Source organism: Campylobacter sp. DY7, from assembly GCF_057802535.1.
The window spans coordinates 47,353-64,181 of record NZ_JBYJAU010000005.1 but is presented as its reverse complement, the minus strand read 5'-3'; the positions used below and the strand labels follow the sequence as shown (position 1 = coordinate 64,181).

Here is a 16,829-nt window from a genome sequence, read left to right as displayed (position 1 = left end):
ATTAAAACTCGTAATTAACCCCAAAATTTACAATCTGATTTGATTGATTTGAGAATTTTCCTTTTGTTTGGATTAGAATATTATCGGTTACATTATCTACTTTAACATCTGCATAATGCTGATAAGCTCCTGCTCCTGTTACTTTTAATTGTTTGTTTATTCTATATTCAAAACCTAAAGAATAATTATACATTCTACTATCTTTTGCTAAAAAAGATATTTTTTCGCGTCTTACTGGGCTATCTTCTGTTGAAAAGCCTAGCATAAGCGATAAATCTTTATCATAGTTATATCTATAACCAAAACTTAATAATGTAGTATCTTTCCAACCTTGCTCTAAACTAGTTTGTAAAACTGATGCGAAAAAATATTCTTCAATAGCTTGTTTCTCTTCAGGTTTTAATGTAGCACCTACACCCATAGCAACTTGTTGAAATGTTTCAATCTTTCCACATTTATCAGCTTGCATTTGACAAGCTTGCATAAATTTCATAGTAGCTTCTTGTAAAGCTAATGGAACTTCTGGTTTGTGAATTTTTAAATCTAATGTTTTTGCTTTGCTCCAAAAGGTTCTTCCCATATTAAACATAAACTCGTGCTTGCCGTATTCATAAGCAATACCAAAGTTTGCGTTAGCAGGGTATAAGAAGTTAGCACTTGCATAACCACTATAACCTACTTTATCATTTTGAGTAGGCAGCACTCCAATAACTTGACCTGTTGTAGGGTCAAAACGATAAACTTCACTCGCTAATGCTGCTAGCCCAATACCCATTGCTGCAGCTTCAATTGGATTCATATTTAAATTTGCAAAAGATTCCTCTGACTTAGGAGTTAAATTGTTTGCAAAATCATACATAGCAAACTTAGTCATTTTAAAATCCATATTGCCTTTAAATTCGTTTTTGTATGAAGAATTATAAAGTAAAGAAAATCTTAATTTTTCATCAAAATACTTAGGTGCGTAAGTTAAAGATAATTTATAACCAAATTTATATCCATTATCTGTCTTTACATTACCACTATAAACCCAAGAGTAAGGATGAGCTTTTCCTTCATTATCAATCCAAACCCTATTCATCTCAGCAGGATCTGATGGATAATATCTAGGATTTTTTGCATTATCCTTAATAAGGCTAAATTTAAGCCTTGTATGATTTGCTGTAATTGCTGCACCTAAACTAAGTTCGCTAGTTGGCTTAAACGCATACGATAAAGCCAAAGTTCCACCACGAATATCCATAGTATCGGTTAATGCTTTTGCATAATCACTATTCCAACCATAAACGCCTGCAAAATCTGTATAACCTGCAAATCCAACGAAATGTTGTTCGTTAATAGGATAAACAAATGCTAATGTAGGCAAGAAAAATGTGAATTCTTTTCCATGTGCATCGCTTGCATTATAATAAGGTTCGCCACCAACCTCTGTTAAGTGGTTTTCAAATCTAGAACCTGTAACATTATAATAATTAGCACTAAAATGCAATTGTGGATTTTGTCCTAAAAATCCCATATTCGCTGGGTTGATAAAAGCCGCATCGGCACTAAAACTCTTTGCTAAATTTGAGCTAGATAAAGCTATTCCGTCTGAACTTAACGGAACAAGCTTATAATTTGATGCTAGTAAGCTACCACTAACAACAAATGATAAGAAAATCTTATTCATTTACTCAATTTTTCCTTAATTTTTTTAAATGGAAAGCTGATTATATATTTTTAATATTAATTTTTCTTTATAAAAGATAAAATTTACCTTATTTAATATTTACATTAATTTTCTATGTTTTAAGAAGGATTTTAACTTGTAATTCCTATTTCAAATTCCACAAGAATTTGAAATAGGAAATTGATTTTATTCAAGGCCACTTAACATAGGAACAAAAGTGCAAGAATCAAGAACTATTTCTTCTATTCTGTCTTTATGTTTAATATATTTTGTAATGTATTGTTTGCTTGCATTACCAACAGGAGCTACTAATATCCCACCAACTTCAAGTTGAGAAAACAATACATCAGGCACTTTTTGAGTATATGCCGAAAGCAAAATTCTCTCATAAGGTGCATAGTTTTTAAGCCCATTATTACCATCTGCATGGCGAACATATACATTTGCTTTTATAGTATCAAGATTTTTTATAGCTTTATTTGATAATTCTTTAATTCTTTCTAAAGAAAATACTCTTCTTATTAAATTAGATAAAAGTGCAGCTTGATAGCCACTACCACAGCCAATCTCAAGCACACTATCAGCCCCAACAGGCTCAAGCGCCATAGTCATTTTAGCTACCGTAATAGGTGAGCTAATCCATTGATCAGAGCTTAGTGGCATAGCATGTAATTCATAAGCAAAATTACTCATAGGCATAAAAATCTCTCTAGGAGTATTAGCAAATGCAAGTTTTACTTCTTTGCTAATATTTACTTCACTAGCAATATTTTCGGCAAGTCTTGCACACTTTTCTTGTTCGTAAATATCCTTAAAAATCATCGAAATTCAAACTTCCTTTACTATAATTTGTAACCTTGCTTTCAAAGAAATTGCTCTTTTGATCGTTAAACTTAGAAAAATCATCAACCCATTTAATAGGATGTTTTGCATTATATTTTTTCTCTAAACCAATAGAACTAAGTCTTAAATCCACAAGATAATGAATATATTCTGTAATTATATCATCAGTAAAGCCCATAATTTGATTTTGAGTGATATATTTGCCCCATTCAATTTCAAGCTCAGCAGCACGCTCAAACATTTCATAAATCTTTGCGATTGTTTTTTCGTTGAATAAATCAGGTCTTTCTTTTCTAACTGAATTAATCATGTTTTGAAATAATAATAAATGTGTTATCTCATCTCTTTGAATAAATCTTACCATTTGAGCAGAGCCAAGCATTTTACCAGCACGAGCAAGTGCATAAATAGCAGTAAAGCCGCTATAAAAATATATTCCTTCTAGGATTTGATTTGCTACCATTGCATAAAGCAATTTTTCTTCCGTTACATCGCCTGCTAATTCTTCATAAAGACTTGAAATAAAATCATTTTTCTTTCTTAATGTAGCGTCGTGTTTTTCCATTTCGTATATTAAATCAGTATCATCACAAATAGCTTCAACCATTACAGCATAACTTTTAGAATGGTTTGCTTCTTCATAAGCTTGTCTTGCTAAAACCGCATTAATCTCTGGTGCTGTTATATAAGGGTTTATATTATCAGCAATGTTGTTTGTTTGAAAGCTATCCATAGAAATTAATTGTGACCATACTAAATCATACATTCTTTTTTCACTTGTTGTAAGATTGCATTTATAATCAAGTGCGTCTTTTGTAGTATCAACTTCTCTTGGAAACCAAGTATTAGCTTCCATTAAATCCCATAATTTTAAAGCCCATTCATATTTTGCTTTAGTAAAATTTAAAATACCTTGAGGATTACCGCCAAATACCTTTCTAGCAGTTAAATCTTCATTGCTTTGAGGATTATATATTCTTTTTCTATTCATCTCTTTTCTCCTTAAGAACTAAAGTATTTGAAAATAAATCATGTATATATTGCCTATCTTTTCTAAAGAATGGAAAAATCATACCAAATATTAAAGAAAAGCTAAGCACAAACAATACCAACCTTAATAATATCTGTAAAAAACTTGCTCTTTTACCATTTTTATTTCTTAAATGCAAGCCCAAATATTTATATCCTAAAGTTTGACCTTTAAAAAATAAAAATAATAAAATTATTAAAAAATATAAAAAAGTAGCTAAAAATATAAAATTTTGACTTTGTCTATATTCTGAAGCACTACCTACTAAAATGTAGGTAGTAAAGTATTGTATTGGCATCATTATCATAAACATATCAACAATGCCAGCTTTTAATTTATCATAAAGACTAGCTAAACAAACCTTAGCCTTTGCCATTTTTAAACTTTAAGTAATTGTGTTTCTTTTTCTTTTACTAATTCATCGGTTTTAGCAATTGCTAAATCAGTAATTTTTTGAACTTCATCGTAAGCTTTTTTCGCTTCATCTTCGCTTACTGCTTTATCTTTTTCTAATTTTTTAACAGCATCATTTGCATCTTTTCTAATATTTCTAATAGCAACTTTGCATTTTTCTCCCATTGCTTTTGCTGCTTTTGCGTTTTCTTCTCTTTGTTCTTTTGTCATTGGAGGGAAAAATAATTTAACACCATCTGCATCAGCATTTGGATTTACTCCGATATTTGCTGCTTTGATTGCTGTATCAATCGCTTTAATCATAGATTTTTCCCAAGGACTAATTGTAATTGTAGTAGCATCAGTTGCTAAAATAGTTGCAACTTGATTTAATGGAGTTGGATTTCCATAATAATCTACAAAAACATTATCTAATATAGAAATATTTACTTTACCTGTTCTTAAGGTCATAAAATCTTTTTTTAAAGCATTATGAGCTTTTTCGTTTTGTTCTTTTTGTTTTGAATAAATTTCACTTAACATTTTCGTCCTTTTACTTGATTGATTCTGGTAATGCTTGTGGTTTAGTTTCTTGAATTTGCTTGCTAGCGTTTTCTAATTTATTTACTAAACTTTCGCTAGTTTTTGTGTTATAGCTATAACTTAAAAAAATTGTATTTGCAACAAGTAAAACACCCATTATAAAGGTAAATTTAGCTAAAAATCCAGCAGGACCTTTTGCTCCAAACAAACTCTCATTTGAACCACTATAAGCACCTAAACCTATACTTGAGCTTTTTTGCATTAATACACAAGCACAAATAATTACTACTAAGATAAATTGAATTGCGATAAAAATTGTGTTCATATTACTTCTTTCGTTTAAAAATAAAGTTTGTATTATATGTTATAAAATTTAAAATAAGTTAAAAGCCTTCAAAATTGAAGGCTTAAAAATTAATCTCTAATACTTCTTAAGATATTTAAAAGAGATATAAATAAGTTAATAAAGTCAAGGTATAAAGCGATTGCACCTTGAATAGGTGTTTGATATGCACCACGAATTATCATTTGTGTATCATAAATGATAAAAAAGCTAAATAAAATAGCACTAACACTAGAAATTACTAGGTGTAAAACTGGGCTTTGGAAAAATAGATTTAATAAAGATGCCCCGATAACAACTAATAAAACAATGAAAAGCGCCTTGCTAAATACACTAAAATCTCTTTTTGTTGTAAATGCAAATACGCTAAGTCCTGCAAAAGCAAGTGTTGTTAAAAATAAAGCTTGAGCTATTATTTCAGCACCTGCTGGGTGTTGTAAAGTAATATAAATAATACCTGTTAGGCTAAGACCACTAATAAATGCAAATGTAAATAGCATAGCAATAGCACCATTAGTTACTTCTCTTTTTGTATTCAATACCATAATTAATATAATTTCTACAGCAAGAATTCCTAAACTAGCCCAAATATTGCCAACTAAAAAACTAGCTAAATATGTAGCACCTAAATAAGCCCCTAATGTTGCAGCAACTAGCGAAAGAGCAAAATACATATATGTATCTCTTACAAAAATCGCAGCGTCTGAACGAATAGCTGAACTAGCACGAGTTCTTTCGTATAAACTCATTTTTTCTCCTTGTTTAAATTTATTAAAAGCTCTTGATTATAGCTAAGTTAGTTAATATCTCATTGAAATTTTTTTATATAATTTTGCTTTTTAACAAGGATAAACGATGGATAAATTAATAAAAGGTGCCTTGCAATTTATGCAAGAAGGATTTTTAGAACATAAGGATTTGTTTAAAGATCTAAAAGAAGAACAAAATCCACACACACTATTTATAGGTTGTGCTGATTCAAGAGTAATTCCAAATCTAATAACCTCAACTTTGCCTGGGGAACTATTTGTAATAAGAAATATAGCAAACATTATCCCACCTTATAGGGTTAAAGATGAATATTTGGCTACTACTTCTGCTATTGAATACGCTTTATATGCTTTAAATGTAAAAAACATAATAATTTGTGGTCATAGTAATTGTGGGGGTTGTAAAGATATACCTAGCAAAAAAGCTGAAGTTTTACCAAACGTAAAAAAATGGGTTTCTTTATTAGATGATATTAAAAAACAAGTTGATTACACTCTTGAATTAAGCCATTTTGAAGGACAATACGCCCTAAGGTCTTGGATGATAGAAAAGGCAAATGTTTTAAATAGTTATGAAAACTTATTAGGCTACCCTGATGTTCAAAATAGAATTGATAATAACGAGCTTACCATTAGAGCTTGGTATTTTCTAATTGAAACTGCTGAGATTTATGAATACTGCCCAGCTGATGGACATTTTAAACCATTAAAGGATTTACAATGAGAGTTGTTTTAATATTATTATTTAGTGTGTTTGTATATGCAAATAATTTAGTTGATAATATAAATCAATACATTGATTATAATATGAAAATCAATGATTTAAATATATTATTAGGCAAAAACGAAGATAAAACAATAAACCAAAATAAAATCAATCAGGAAATAAGCGAGTATAAAAACAAAAAAAATCAAATTCTATCAATACTACCAACTTTATTTGATAAAAATAATCTAAATAACAAACTTTTAGAAGATTTCAAAAAAGAAAAAATAAGTAGTGAATTAAAGAAAATAAAATTAGAATTTTATAAAACTTTAATTGAATCAAACAATGTTTTTAATGATAGCAAAATTGACAATGAAAGCATTAAAGACATTATAGATGAAAGCATTAAAGAGCTAAATAGCGAAAAAGTAAAAGATGAAGAATTAGTTTATCTTAATTCTTACATAGAAATACTTACATACTTAAGATTAAACGCTAATGTTTTTGAAAGCAATTATTTAATCCAAGAATTAAAAACCGATAATTTTATCAATTATTTAAATGGTTTTTTCCCTAAAGAAGTAAGCAAATACTTAAATCCTGGAAAAATCATAATTTGTTGCATTATTTTATTGTTTATATTTATGTTTAAAAAGATAATTTTAAAACTAATATATTTTGTTTTCTTAAAATTAATCAAAAAACAAAAGCACGAAATAAACGAATCATTAAAAGATATAACAAAGCCTTTAACATTATTATTTTATATGTATGGAATTTGGCTGTGCTTTGTAATAGCATTTTATCCTGCAGCTGTAATGCCTATAATTTTAACGATTTTATCAATCATAAATACAATAATAATTGCTTGGCTAATTCTAAACATAATTAATTCTTATGGTTTAATTTTAATGTCAAAATTAGCATTAAAAAGTGGTAAAAAAGAAATAATCAACCTAATTTTAAAAATCATAGATTTTATTATCATAATAATTACAATCTTAATAATACTAGCAAAATTAGGCTTTGATATTTCAGCAATCATTGCTTCACTTGGAATTGGTGGTTTGGCTGTTGCTCTTGCTGCTAAGGATATAATTGCGAACTTTTTTGCATCGGTTTTAATGCTTTTTGATAATTCTTTTTCTCAAAGCGATTGGGTAGAAGTAAATGGAATAGAAGGAACTATTGTTGAAACTGGTCTTAGAAAAACCACAATAAGAACTTTTGATAACTGCTTAGTATTCATACCAAACTCAACTATATTAAACGGAAATATCAAAAACTATTCTAAGAGAAAATATGGAAGAAGAGTAAAATTAAGCGTAGGCTTAACATACGATTCAACAACCGAACAAATACAAAATTTTATAAATGATTTAAAAGAACTTTTAAATAACAATGAAATAATCGCTAATGAAAACGATGAAATCTTTCAGCACAAAAACAAAAACTTCTACAAGCAAAACCTAATTTCTGTAAATGATTTAGAAGGGTTTAAATCATCTATTTATGTTTGGCTTGATGATTTTGCTGCAAGCAGTATTAATGTAGAGCTTTATTTTTATATCAAAAGCATTAGTGCAAAACAATACTACGATGAAAAAAGCAAGATATTAATGGAAGTAATGAAAATAGTTGAAAAAAATGGCTTAAGCTTTGCCTTCCCATCAACAAGTCTTTATGTAGAAAAATTACCTAAAGATTAATTTATAATTCCTAATTCAAATTCCAAGGAATTTGAATTAGGATATAAGCTTAATGTCCTAAAAGACCCCAGTATGGAAGTCCCACAGCAAGACATAATACATAAGATACCATAGCAACTACAAATCCTGTTATCCACCATTCTTTAACAGTGTTATAACCAGCACCAAAAATAACTGAAGCAGCAGGGCCACCAAAGTGAGTTAATGCTCCACCATAAGAGTTTGTAGTAATTAATAAAAACGCTAATAAATAAGGATCAACGCCAGCACTCTTGCCTATTAAGAACAACACAGGTAAAAGCGTTGTAATAAACACAGTTGCAGAAGCATATAAATATCTTACGATTATACTAATAAATCCTATTAATATTAGCACAAGTAAAGGGCTTAGATTTAAGTTCATATTAGATTCAATAAATGTTCCAAGCCATTTAAAAAACCCTAGTTTATTCATCATACTTGATAGCGACATAATACCACCGAACCAAAATAGTGTTCCGATACATTCTTTTGAACCTGCGATATCTTCAAACTTTAAAACACCTAATAAAACAGATAAGCTCATCGCAGCAACAGCAACAGCAGTTGCATCTATATCTATTTTATAGTTAAATAAAGAGCTTGCAAGCGATGGAACAGACCAACCAAGTAAAGCAAGAATAAAGATTAAAACAAGCATTTTTTCACTTCTTTTCATCTCTCCTAACTCTTCTAAACCTTGTTTAGCAATAGCAACATTATCTATTGTCTTAATATCAGGGCGAACAAAAACATAAACAATAAAAGGAATTACTAATAAACATACAATACCAGGAACTATCATAGCAACAGCCCAATTTCCCCAATTTAGGCTAGTTCCTAAAATATCGTTTGAATATCCTATAACAAGCATATTTCCAGCCATTGCAGTAGCGAAAATAAACGAAGTCATCTTAGTGCTCATATAAGCATTACAAGCTAAGAATGCACCTACTCTATTTTCTGTTTCTACCTTATCTTTTGATAAAGATTGTGCAATTGAATTTACGATAGGAAACACTATACCACCAGCTCTTGCAGTATTTGAAGGAGTTGCTGGAGATACTATTAAATCCAAAAACGCCGTAACATAACCAAGTCTTAAAGTAGTTTTACCAAGCTTACCTATTAAAAAATAAGCCCATCTTTTACCAAGACCTGTCTTAGTAAAGGCAATACTTAAAGCAAAAGCAGAAACAATAATCCAAGTAGTAGCACTAGCATAACCACTTAAAGCTTGTTTAGTAGCTTCTTTAGCTGAGCCTAAATATTTACCCATAAAAAGTGCAGTTCCTGCAACAGCAGTAATTAACACCATTGAATTAGGAATAGGCTTAAATACAAGGCCTAAAACAGCAGAAAGATATATTCCAAACATTACCCACGCAGCTTCGCTAAGACCATTTGGGCAAGGAAGCACAAAAGCAAATAAAAATGGAATAATGATTAATGCAATAATAGAAATTGCTCGTTTCATTAATTCTCCTTAAATGAAATTAAAAAATAATTATTACTTTAGCAAAATTATCTATAAAATATATTTAAAATCATTTTTTTAAGATTTAATTGTGTAGTAAGGTAACATAATCTATAATTTTTTTATAAAAAACTTATAAATTAATTGGATATTTTATGTCTTTTTATAAGATTTTAAATTTAATTAGGATAAAAGATGAAAAAAGTATTAATATTTTTATTAAGTTTGAATTTATTTTCATATACGCTAGATTTTCCCGGAGATACTCCGCCACTTGATGCGAATCCAAACTGGACTGACCCTACAAAACCAATTGATTTATATAATACAAATGAAATTAATATAAGTCAAAAATTAAACGAATTAGATGAAAAAAAACTAAGAAAACTCAAAAAAGCTCTTGATATATTATTTGAAGAAGAAGAGCAAGAAATAAAAGAAGTAAAAGAAATTATTCAACCTATCAAAAAGCAAGATCCAAGCGAATATATACAAATTACAATAAATGGCGAAAAACCTACAAAAAAGCCAAAAAATACATATAAAAACAACGATATTTTAATAAATATAAAATGATAATTCCTATTTCAAATTCCTTTAAAAATTTATGGAATTTAAAATAGGAATTTAAACTTTCATATCAAATAACTTCATATCTTTTTGACTATATTTTAAAGCCGCTTGCAAAAACTCTTCAAAAGTTTCATAACTATCTATATCTTTAGGAGCTTTTAGGTTTTTGCCACTTATCATTTCATAAGCTAGTTTTTCATACCAATTTAGTATTTTTTTATATTCTTTTGCTAATTCTTCACTTCTTGCTCTTTTAAAATCTTGCGATAATCTATTTGCTTCATCTGCTAGCCATTTTGGCATTTTTGAAATATCACTTTGTGTTATCAAACCTTTTGCTACCATAGAATTAAGTGGTTTTGCGACATTTTGTGCGAATTCTTTATAATCTACAAATCTATCCCCACCACTCATCTTGCCCCAATAAGTTCTCTCGCCCTCTACTAAAAAATGATTATTTCTTAATACGGCTATTAATATTCCACCACGACTTACATCTCCTTGATTATTTTTGTAATTATCGCCTTTAGCGTCCCATAAAATAGAATAACCTTGAGAAAAACTATCGCTATGCACAGGAAACATATCCATTTTTCCATCACCATCATAATGAAATAGTGTGTCAGCGCCTTTTATTCTTTGAAAATCTCTTGCATGAATATTCTTATCATTATAATCTTCAAAATCATATCTAGTTTGTAAAATCTTGCCTACACTAAAGGTGCTATTATCTATCTCAAACCCACATGGCAAATTTTTAATATCTTCTTTGCTAAAAAATTCTTTAGAGTTTAAAAAATCTTCACTTACAACTTGGCTTAAGACTTTATAAGCATTTCCAACGCTTTTTGCTATATCAATTTCCATAAATCTTTTACCTATTATATGAGCTTTATTGTTTTGTTCTACTAGAGATTTTAAACTATCGCTGTGGATTTTATAATTATCAGGAATTCCTGCTGCTTTGTTAAAATCACTTGTAAAAAAGCCATCTTTATCAATTCCGTATCCTAAGACAACTCCTACCTTTTTATCATCTGCTTTATTATCTACTTTTTTAATCTCGTTATTAGTTTCTTTTTTATAAATTTGTTTTGTTTGATATGCTGAATAAGAATTTATTTTCATAATTACCCCTTTTAATTACTAATATCGGTATTTATTAAAATTATTTAATTCCTATTTCGTAATTCTTTAAAAATTCGTGGAATTTGAAATAGGAATTTAAACTCTTTTATCATAAAGATTTTCGCCGTCTTTATAAGCTAAAAATAAAGCTAACAAATCTCTTTCATCTTTGATATTACGAATATCAAGTTTGCTTAAAATCTCTTGCATACTCTCACGCACATCATTGCCTTTTACTTCTATGGGTTTGAATGGTTTTTTATCTTCAGCTTGTTCTTCGTTTTCTTCTTGTTTAATTTCTTCTTTAGATTGCGATATTTGTAAATCTTCATCTGTATTAGAAAAAATACTTTTCATTAATTTATTTTTTTCTTCATTACTTATGCTATCTGAAGTTAATTTATCTAAATTTTTGAAAAGTTTATTTAGAGTTTTTACTAATTCTTCTGTATCAATTTCTGGAGATTTCTCCAATTCCAACCTTATATGCTTTACAACATCAGGGTCTAACGCTCCATACATACCATAAGTTAACTTATCACGAAGACCTAAATTATTGTCATACAATGGTTTATAGGTCGGATCATTTTCTAACTTTTCTTGAGCTATTTTAAGATACTCTAAAGTAGCTGTGCCATCTTCATAATAAGGTTTATCGTTTGTATTTTCGCTTGTAGTTTTGTATTTGTTAATTGCTGTAATATAAGAATTTGATGATATTTTCATTTTAAACCCCCGTTTTTCGTATATCGGCAAGATTTAAAAAAAAATTAATACTTTAAAACAATAAGACTTAATTAAAGCCTTATTGTTGATTTTCTTTATTTACCTTTATAAAAAATGTAGCTATGCAAATTAGCACAGCAACTAAAGAAAACGCTTCTTCTAATATTTGCATTTGATATCCTTTCGTAGCAAGTAGATATCAAAAGCAAAAAGTATTCCTTAATCTTGGATTTTGTAATCGTTCGGATGATCTAATGCGTAGCGGAATTTTTCCATATCAATTTGTTTATTCCAAATAGCCACTATTAGACAAGCTACTGAGTTTCCGCAAAGATTTCCACAGGCTCTCATTTCACTCATAAACTTATCAACTCCAAGTAAAACGGTGATTGTAGCCACAGGAATTAAATTATCTCCTAAAGAGCTAAGAGTTCCAGCAAGAACGATAAAGCCACTTCCAGTAACCCCAACAGCACCCTTACTTGTAACCATTAAAATAAGTAATATTGTGATTTCTTGCCAAAGTGTGATTTCTATATTAAACGCTTGTGCTAAGAAAATTACAGCCATTGCTAAATAAATATTAGTGCAATCTAGGTTGAAACTATATCCAGTAGGTAAAACTAAACCTACACAGCTTTTATCAATTCCTGCCTTTTCTAGCTTTTTCATAAGTGGCAATAATGCACTCTCACTTGAACTAGTTGTAAATACTATTAAAAGCTCTTTTGCAATAAATCTAATAAACTTAAATATATTTATTTTCGCAAAATAGCAAATCACTCCTAAAACTCCGAATATAAAAACACAACAAGCTGTAAGCATTACGAACAATAAATATCCCATATTTACAAGTGAGCTTAAACCAAATTTTGAAATTAGATAAGCCATAGCACCAAATGTTGCAAATGGGCTAAAATACATAACTAATGTTAAGATTTTGAATACAAATGCTTGAAATACTTCTAAAGCCTTTTTAATATATTCTCTATCTTGCTCTTTTAGAGTAATTACAATAAATGCAGTAAATAAAGCGATAAATAATACTTGCAAGGTCTTGCCATCTGTAAATGGGCTTACTATATCTTGCGGAATAGCTCCTTTTATAACACCCCAAAAACCTGCTTGCTCGCTTTGAGAAGCTTGTATATATTTATTAACACTGCTTGCATCAAGAGCGTTGATATCAAGGTTCATTCCAACGCCAGGTTGCATAATCTTAGCCATAAAAATACCTACAATTAGAGCTAAAGTGCTTACTACTTCAAAATAAATTACAGCTTTAACTCCGATTCCGCCGATTTTTTTAATATCTCCAAGTCCTACAATTCCTAAAATAATCATAACAAATATAATAGGTCCTATTAAAAGCTTTAAAGCCTTAATAAACATATCAATAAAAACTTTTGACCATATTGCTAAATTTTCAATACCTAGGCTTTCTATTTTAATAGGAGGCATAGCACCTACAACAATTCCAAGGATTAATCCAACGATAACCCAAAAAATAAGACTTTTTAAATATTTTCTCATTTATGTCCCTTTTTTTAATAATATTCGTTCATAATATCCAAAAAAATATTTTTTTATGATTTTTTGATTTAAAAAAATAATAATAATGTTACAAATTTACACAAAGGAAAGAGATGAATATAAACATTAGTGCAAAAAAAATTGACCTAAATAAGCATTTAATAGTAGATATTAGAACTATTGAAGAAATAAATGAATTAAGCATTAAAAATACTCATTTATATCCGATAGATTTTAATACAGCCAAAGAAGATGAAGTAAAAAGCTATTTTGAAAAATTATACAAAGAAAGTGATAAAGCTTTGGTGATTATGTGTAGAAGTGGTGCTAGAAGTAGTATGCTATGTGAATTTTTAAACCAAGAAGAAAAAATAGCTTATAATTTAATGGGTGGAATAATAGCAATGTGTCAAAATTACCCAGAAATGATAAAAAATTAATTATTTATTACTTAATGTAACAAAATTAGAATTTGAATTTCCGAATTCAAATTCTTTTGACCTTTTAAACTCTTTATATTTAAATATAAACTTTAATTTGTAATAATCTTCAAAATATATAATTTATAAATTTTAAATATTAAAAATTATTTAAAAATTTAAATTAAATAAAAATTATAATATTTTAACCTTTATTTTTCATTTTATTGTAATATAAATGTAATAATTGATTGTTTTGTGGGGTTAAAAATGAAAGATTATAAGAGAGCCGTTGAGATTTTAAAAGAAATTGAAATCTTAATAAGCAATGAAAGTATATTTAAACAAAGTGAAGAAGATAGGTTTAATGATGAAATTTTCATCAATAATGTTGCCAAAGACTTTCCAGAAGTTCCATTTGATGAGCTAAAATATGAAATCATAAATCTAGTTTCTAATACAACACAAGAGCAATTTATAATATATAAAGATAAAAAATACTTATTATTTATTCCAAGTCTTAAAGTGATGACTTATATTTTTAACTGCATAAACCAAGAAACAATTGCATCAAAAACAAATGCTGAAATTGAAGATGATGAAAATGCAAATTTTATAAATATGTGCATTGATATTGCCAAAAAATGTGTTAGTGAGATTAAATATAGAAATGATAAATTAAGAAGTTTATTAGGAGAATTATCACAAATATAGGAGAAATAAATCTCCTATTATTTTCCTTTTACGCTTTCTTCATATAATTTTTTTACAATATGATAAGCATCAGGTGAATCAACATACTTTAAAATATCAGAATTGACATTAAATTTCTTACCATGTATATCTATACTAGCATCTAGCTTAGCACCTATTTTATCTGCTTTTAATTCCACATTAAAATCATCAGCATATTTATCTTCTACTTTTAAAGTATAGTTTGTGAAAGGATCTCTTACATTGCTTATATTGTGCTTATTGGTGTGAAATACACTATCAACAACCCCATTGGTTCTCTTAACATAAGTTGCATCGCCTACACTTTTGTCAAATGTAATTCTAAAAATATCACCTCGCCCTGCATTATAAACTATATAGCTATCAACTGCTTGTTTTACAGGGTTTAGCTTAATTGAACTACCACTACCTGTATAATAGAATTCTTTATCATCATCATTTGTAAAATATTTTTCTCTATATTTATTCACATGCTTTTCAAATTGATTTTTATTTAATTCATGCACATCTTTTGAATCGCTTGTAGAAGTTAATAGTGTATCCTTTATCAAATTAGAAAAAGAAAAATCTGCATATTTTTTATCAGCTTCTAGTTTTAATGTCGCATTTTCACTACCTGAACTAGCATTTGCATTTATATTTAATGGACTTGAGCCATTTATAGGAGAAACTACTTTATTATTTATTACAAATTCTTTATTTAAATAATATTCTCCAGAAGTATTTGATTCTGTATAATATATTCTATTAGCGTATTTTAAATCCGCATATAGCTTTTTACTGCTTGTATTATTTGCAAAATAATAAGTAATTGAAGGATTTCTTAAACTTAAACGAATTGATTCTAAACTATTGTGATAATAAAAGTCTTTGTTTGCATCAAGTGAATTAAAATAATCTTTATTTTTTTCTGCAAGATATTTTTCAAAATTAATCCAATTTTCATTTAGTTGATAAAAATCACTCCCTGTATCTTTTAACATGTCAAATCTATCGCCTAATATATTAGCTTCTAGTTCATTTTTATTTGCACTATAATAAAATGCGCTATTTGCTGAATTTACAACATAGTTACTATTACCATCAAGCTTTGAAGTTGTTGGAGCTAGTATTGTATGTTGAGAATTTGTAATCGCGCTTGCATCATCTGTTGTTTTTGAAATATTTACATATTGGTTTCCATAAATATTTATCTTTTTAAAATCAGTAGTATTTGAACCATTTTTTGTTTGAGAATAAATATTTAAATTACCTTTTTTTACATTTAATTCTGCTGCATCTTTTCTAACACTGCCATCATTTAAATTAGCATTAGATGAATAATAAAAATTCTTAGTATCAGCATATGTAAAGTATTTATCATTTATAGGCTTACTTGGATTTACAGGAATAATAGGCTTACTTATTTCACCTTCTTCTTTATCTTCTGTATTTAGCTTATCATCAATGTAATTTTCTAAATTATCTGCAATTATTTCTTCTTTAATATTTTGATTTTCTAACTTAATTGCATTGCTAGAATTTGAATTCGGATTTTGAGCTTTAATGTCTGAACTAAGAGTAATGCTACTTACTTTATTTTGATTTTGTTTTTCTTCTTTTTTCTCTTGAATTATTTCTTGTTTTTCTTGAATGAAATTAGCTTTTGTTAAAGAAAAATCATTTGCTTTTAAATTTTCTATTTTAATTACTTTTGTATCTTTAAAGCTTATTTGTTTTCCTGAATTAATTAGTGAAGTTTTGTTTCCTAATTTAACATCAATTGCTCCTTGTAAGCAAGCTAATTTATTTACATTAAATCCAACTTCTCCAACAAATACTGTTCCTCTAATACCAATAGTTGCTGTTTGTGCTTTTAAAGAGAAATTTTTTCTTGCAAGTTTTGAGATTTCTCCTGTAATTACTTTAAAGCTTCCTTCATCAACTACTAAATTAACTTTAGAATTTTTTCCATCTAATAAATACTGCTTTATTTCTAAGCTTGTATTTTTTCCTAAAGTTGTTACTGTATTATCATTGAATATTATTTGTAATCTTGCGTTATTACCTGTTTTTATAATATCGCTTTCTTCTAATTCTTGATTTAATACAGCTTGTATTTCAGAACCATTTGAAATAACTACTGCATCTCCTCTAATTGCTGAGATTTTACCTATACTTGCATAGCTTAGTGTTATTACACTTAATAACAAAATGAGTTTTTTCATAAAC

The 16,829-nt window shown here is 28.2% G+C and carries 16 protein-coding genes and 1 pseudogene; 5 read left to right on the top strand and 12 right to left on the bottom strand.

From position 1 onward, the window contains the following. Position 1 precedes the first annotated feature (1 nt). The 7 genes from AC1B00_RS04555 to AC1B00_RS04525 all read right to left on the bottom strand — a co-directional run bounded on the left by AC1B00_RS04555 (position 2) and on the right by AC1B00_RS04525 (position 5,570). Positions 2 to 1,669, bottom strand: a complete 1,668-nt coding sequence (locus AC1B00_RS04555; RefSeq protein ID WP_488848343.1) for an OmpP1/FadL family transporter — start codon at positions 1,667 to 1,669, stop codon at positions 2 to 4. A 186-nt stretch (positions 1,670 to 1,855) separates the two neighbouring features. Continuing rightward, on the bottom strand, positions 1,856 to 2,491 hold the full coding sequence (locus AC1B00_RS04550; protein ID WP_239817406.1) for a protein-L-isoaspartate(D-aspartate) O-methyltransferase: 636 nt from the start codon (positions 2,489 to 2,491) through the stop codon (positions 1,856 to 1,858). After that, positions 2,481 to 3,503, bottom strand: coding sequence for a ribonucleotide-diphosphate reductase subunit beta (locus AC1B00_RS04545; protein WP_488848341.1), 1,023 nt, complete (start codon positions 3,501 to 3,503; stop codon positions 2,481 to 2,483). The genes AC1B00_RS04550 and AC1B00_RS04545 overlap by 11 nt, the downstream gene beginning before the upstream one ends. After that, the gene (locus tag AC1B00_RS04540) at positions 3,496 to 3,918 is read right to left on the bottom strand and encodes an RDD family protein (protein ID WP_239817408.1); all 423 of its coding nucleotides are present in this window, start codon (positions 3,916 to 3,918) and stop codon (positions 3,496 to 3,498) included. Before AC1B00_RS04540 ends, AC1B00_RS04545 begins: the two co-directional genes overlap by 8 nt. Positions 3,919 to 3,920: 2 nt before the next feature. Continuing rightward, positions 3,921 to 4,478 carry a ribosome recycling factor gene (frr, locus tag AC1B00_RS04535; protein ID WP_239817409.1) on the bottom strand — a complete coding sequence of 186 codons (558 nt, stop codon included), beginning with the start codon at positions 4,476 to 4,478 and terminating at the stop codon, positions 3,921 to 3,923. 10 nt (positions 4,479 to 4,488) lie between these two features. Then, on the bottom strand, positions 4,489 to 4,803 hold the full coding sequence (gene secG / locus AC1B00_RS04530) for a preprotein translocase subunit SecG (RefSeq protein WP_442862383.1): 315 nt from the start codon (positions 4,801 to 4,803) through the stop codon (positions 4,489 to 4,491). Positions 4,804 to 4,892: 89 nt separating this feature from the next. After that, complete coding sequence (locus AC1B00_RS04525; protein ID WP_239817410.1) at positions 4,893 to 5,570, bottom strand: Bax inhibitor-1/YccA family protein; 678 nt, start codon at positions 5,568 to 5,570, stop codon at positions 4,893 to 4,895. 106 nt (positions 5,571 to 5,676) lie between these two features. Here AC1B00_RS04525 and AC1B00_RS04520 point away from each other — a divergent pair, with 106 nt between their 5' ends. After that, positions 5,677 to 6,315, top strand: a complete 639-nt coding sequence (locus AC1B00_RS04520; protein WP_488848335.1) for a carbonic anhydrase — start codon at positions 5,677 to 5,679, stop codon at positions 6,313 to 6,315. Between the two features lie 869 nt (positions 6,316 to 7,184). Further along, positions 7,185 to 8,009: pseudogene (locus tag AC1B00_RS04515) on the top strand (mechanosensitive ion channel family protein); the annotation flags it as partial. 49 nt (positions 8,010 to 8,058) lie between these two features. On the opposite strand, the gene AC1B00_RS04510 reads toward AC1B00_RS04515, so the two are convergent. Further along, the gene (locus AC1B00_RS04510; RefSeq protein WP_488848333.1) at positions 8,059 to 9,504 is read right to left on the bottom strand and encodes a DASS family sodium-coupled anion symporter; all 1,446 of its coding nucleotides are present in this window, start codon (positions 9,502 to 9,504) and stop codon (positions 8,059 to 8,061) included. A gap of 195 nt (positions 9,505 to 9,699) precedes the next feature. Between AC1B00_RS04510 and AC1B00_RS04505 the strand changes: the two genes are divergently transcribed. Next, complete coding sequence (locus AC1B00_RS04505) at positions 9,700 to 10,080, top strand: hypothetical protein (protein WP_239817414.1); 381 nt, start codon at positions 9,700 to 9,702, stop codon at positions 10,078 to 10,080. Positions 10,081 to 10,131: 51 nt separating this feature from the next. Here AC1B00_RS04505 and AC1B00_RS04500 read toward each other — a convergent pair whose 3' ends face one another. The 3 genes from AC1B00_RS04500 to AC1B00_RS04490 all read right to left on the bottom strand — a co-directional run bounded on the left by AC1B00_RS04500 (position 10,132) and on the right by AC1B00_RS04490 (position 13,464). Next, complete coding sequence (locus tag AC1B00_RS04500; protein ID WP_488848331.1) at positions 10,132 to 11,205, bottom strand: Cj0814 family flagellar-dependent secreted protein; 1,074 nt, start codon at positions 11,203 to 11,205, stop codon at positions 10,132 to 10,134. A 96-nt stretch (positions 11,206 to 11,301) separates the two neighbouring features. After that, on the bottom strand, positions 11,302 to 11,931 hold the full coding sequence (locus AC1B00_RS04495; RefSeq protein WP_488848329.1) for a hypothetical protein: 630 nt from the start codon (positions 11,929 to 11,931) through the stop codon (positions 11,302 to 11,304). Positions 11,932 to 12,150: 219 nt separating this feature from the next. Beyond that, positions 12,151 to 13,464, bottom strand: coding sequence for a cation:dicarboxylate symporter family transporter (locus AC1B00_RS04490; protein WP_488848327.1), 1,314 nt, complete (start codon positions 13,462 to 13,464; stop codon positions 12,151 to 12,153). Positions 13,465 to 13,577: 113 nt separating this feature from the next. Here AC1B00_RS04490 and AC1B00_RS04485 point away from each other — a divergent pair, with 113 nt between their 5' ends. Both AC1B00_RS04485 and AC1B00_RS04480 read left to right on the top strand, forming a co-directional pair. Continuing rightward, entirely contained in the window at positions 13,578 to 13,904 is a 327-nt protein-coding gene (locus AC1B00_RS04485) for a rhodanese-like domain-containing protein (RefSeq protein WP_488848325.1), read from the top strand. Positions 13,905 to 14,153: 249 nt separating this feature from the next. Then, on the top strand, positions 14,154 to 14,597 hold the full coding sequence (locus AC1B00_RS04480; RefSeq protein WP_488848324.1) for a hypothetical protein: 444 nt from the start codon (positions 14,154 to 14,156) through the stop codon (positions 14,595 to 14,597). 17 nt (positions 14,598 to 14,614) lie between these two features. Here the strand turns inward: AC1B00_RS04480 and AC1B00_RS04475 are convergent, their stop codons facing one another. After that, positions 14,615 to 16,825: a FecR family protein gene (locus tag AC1B00_RS04475; protein WP_488848322.1), complete on the bottom strand. Its 2,211-nt coding sequence runs from the start codon at positions 16,823 to 16,825 to the stop codon at positions 14,615 to 14,617. Positions 16,826 to 16,829 lie beyond the last annotated feature (4 nt).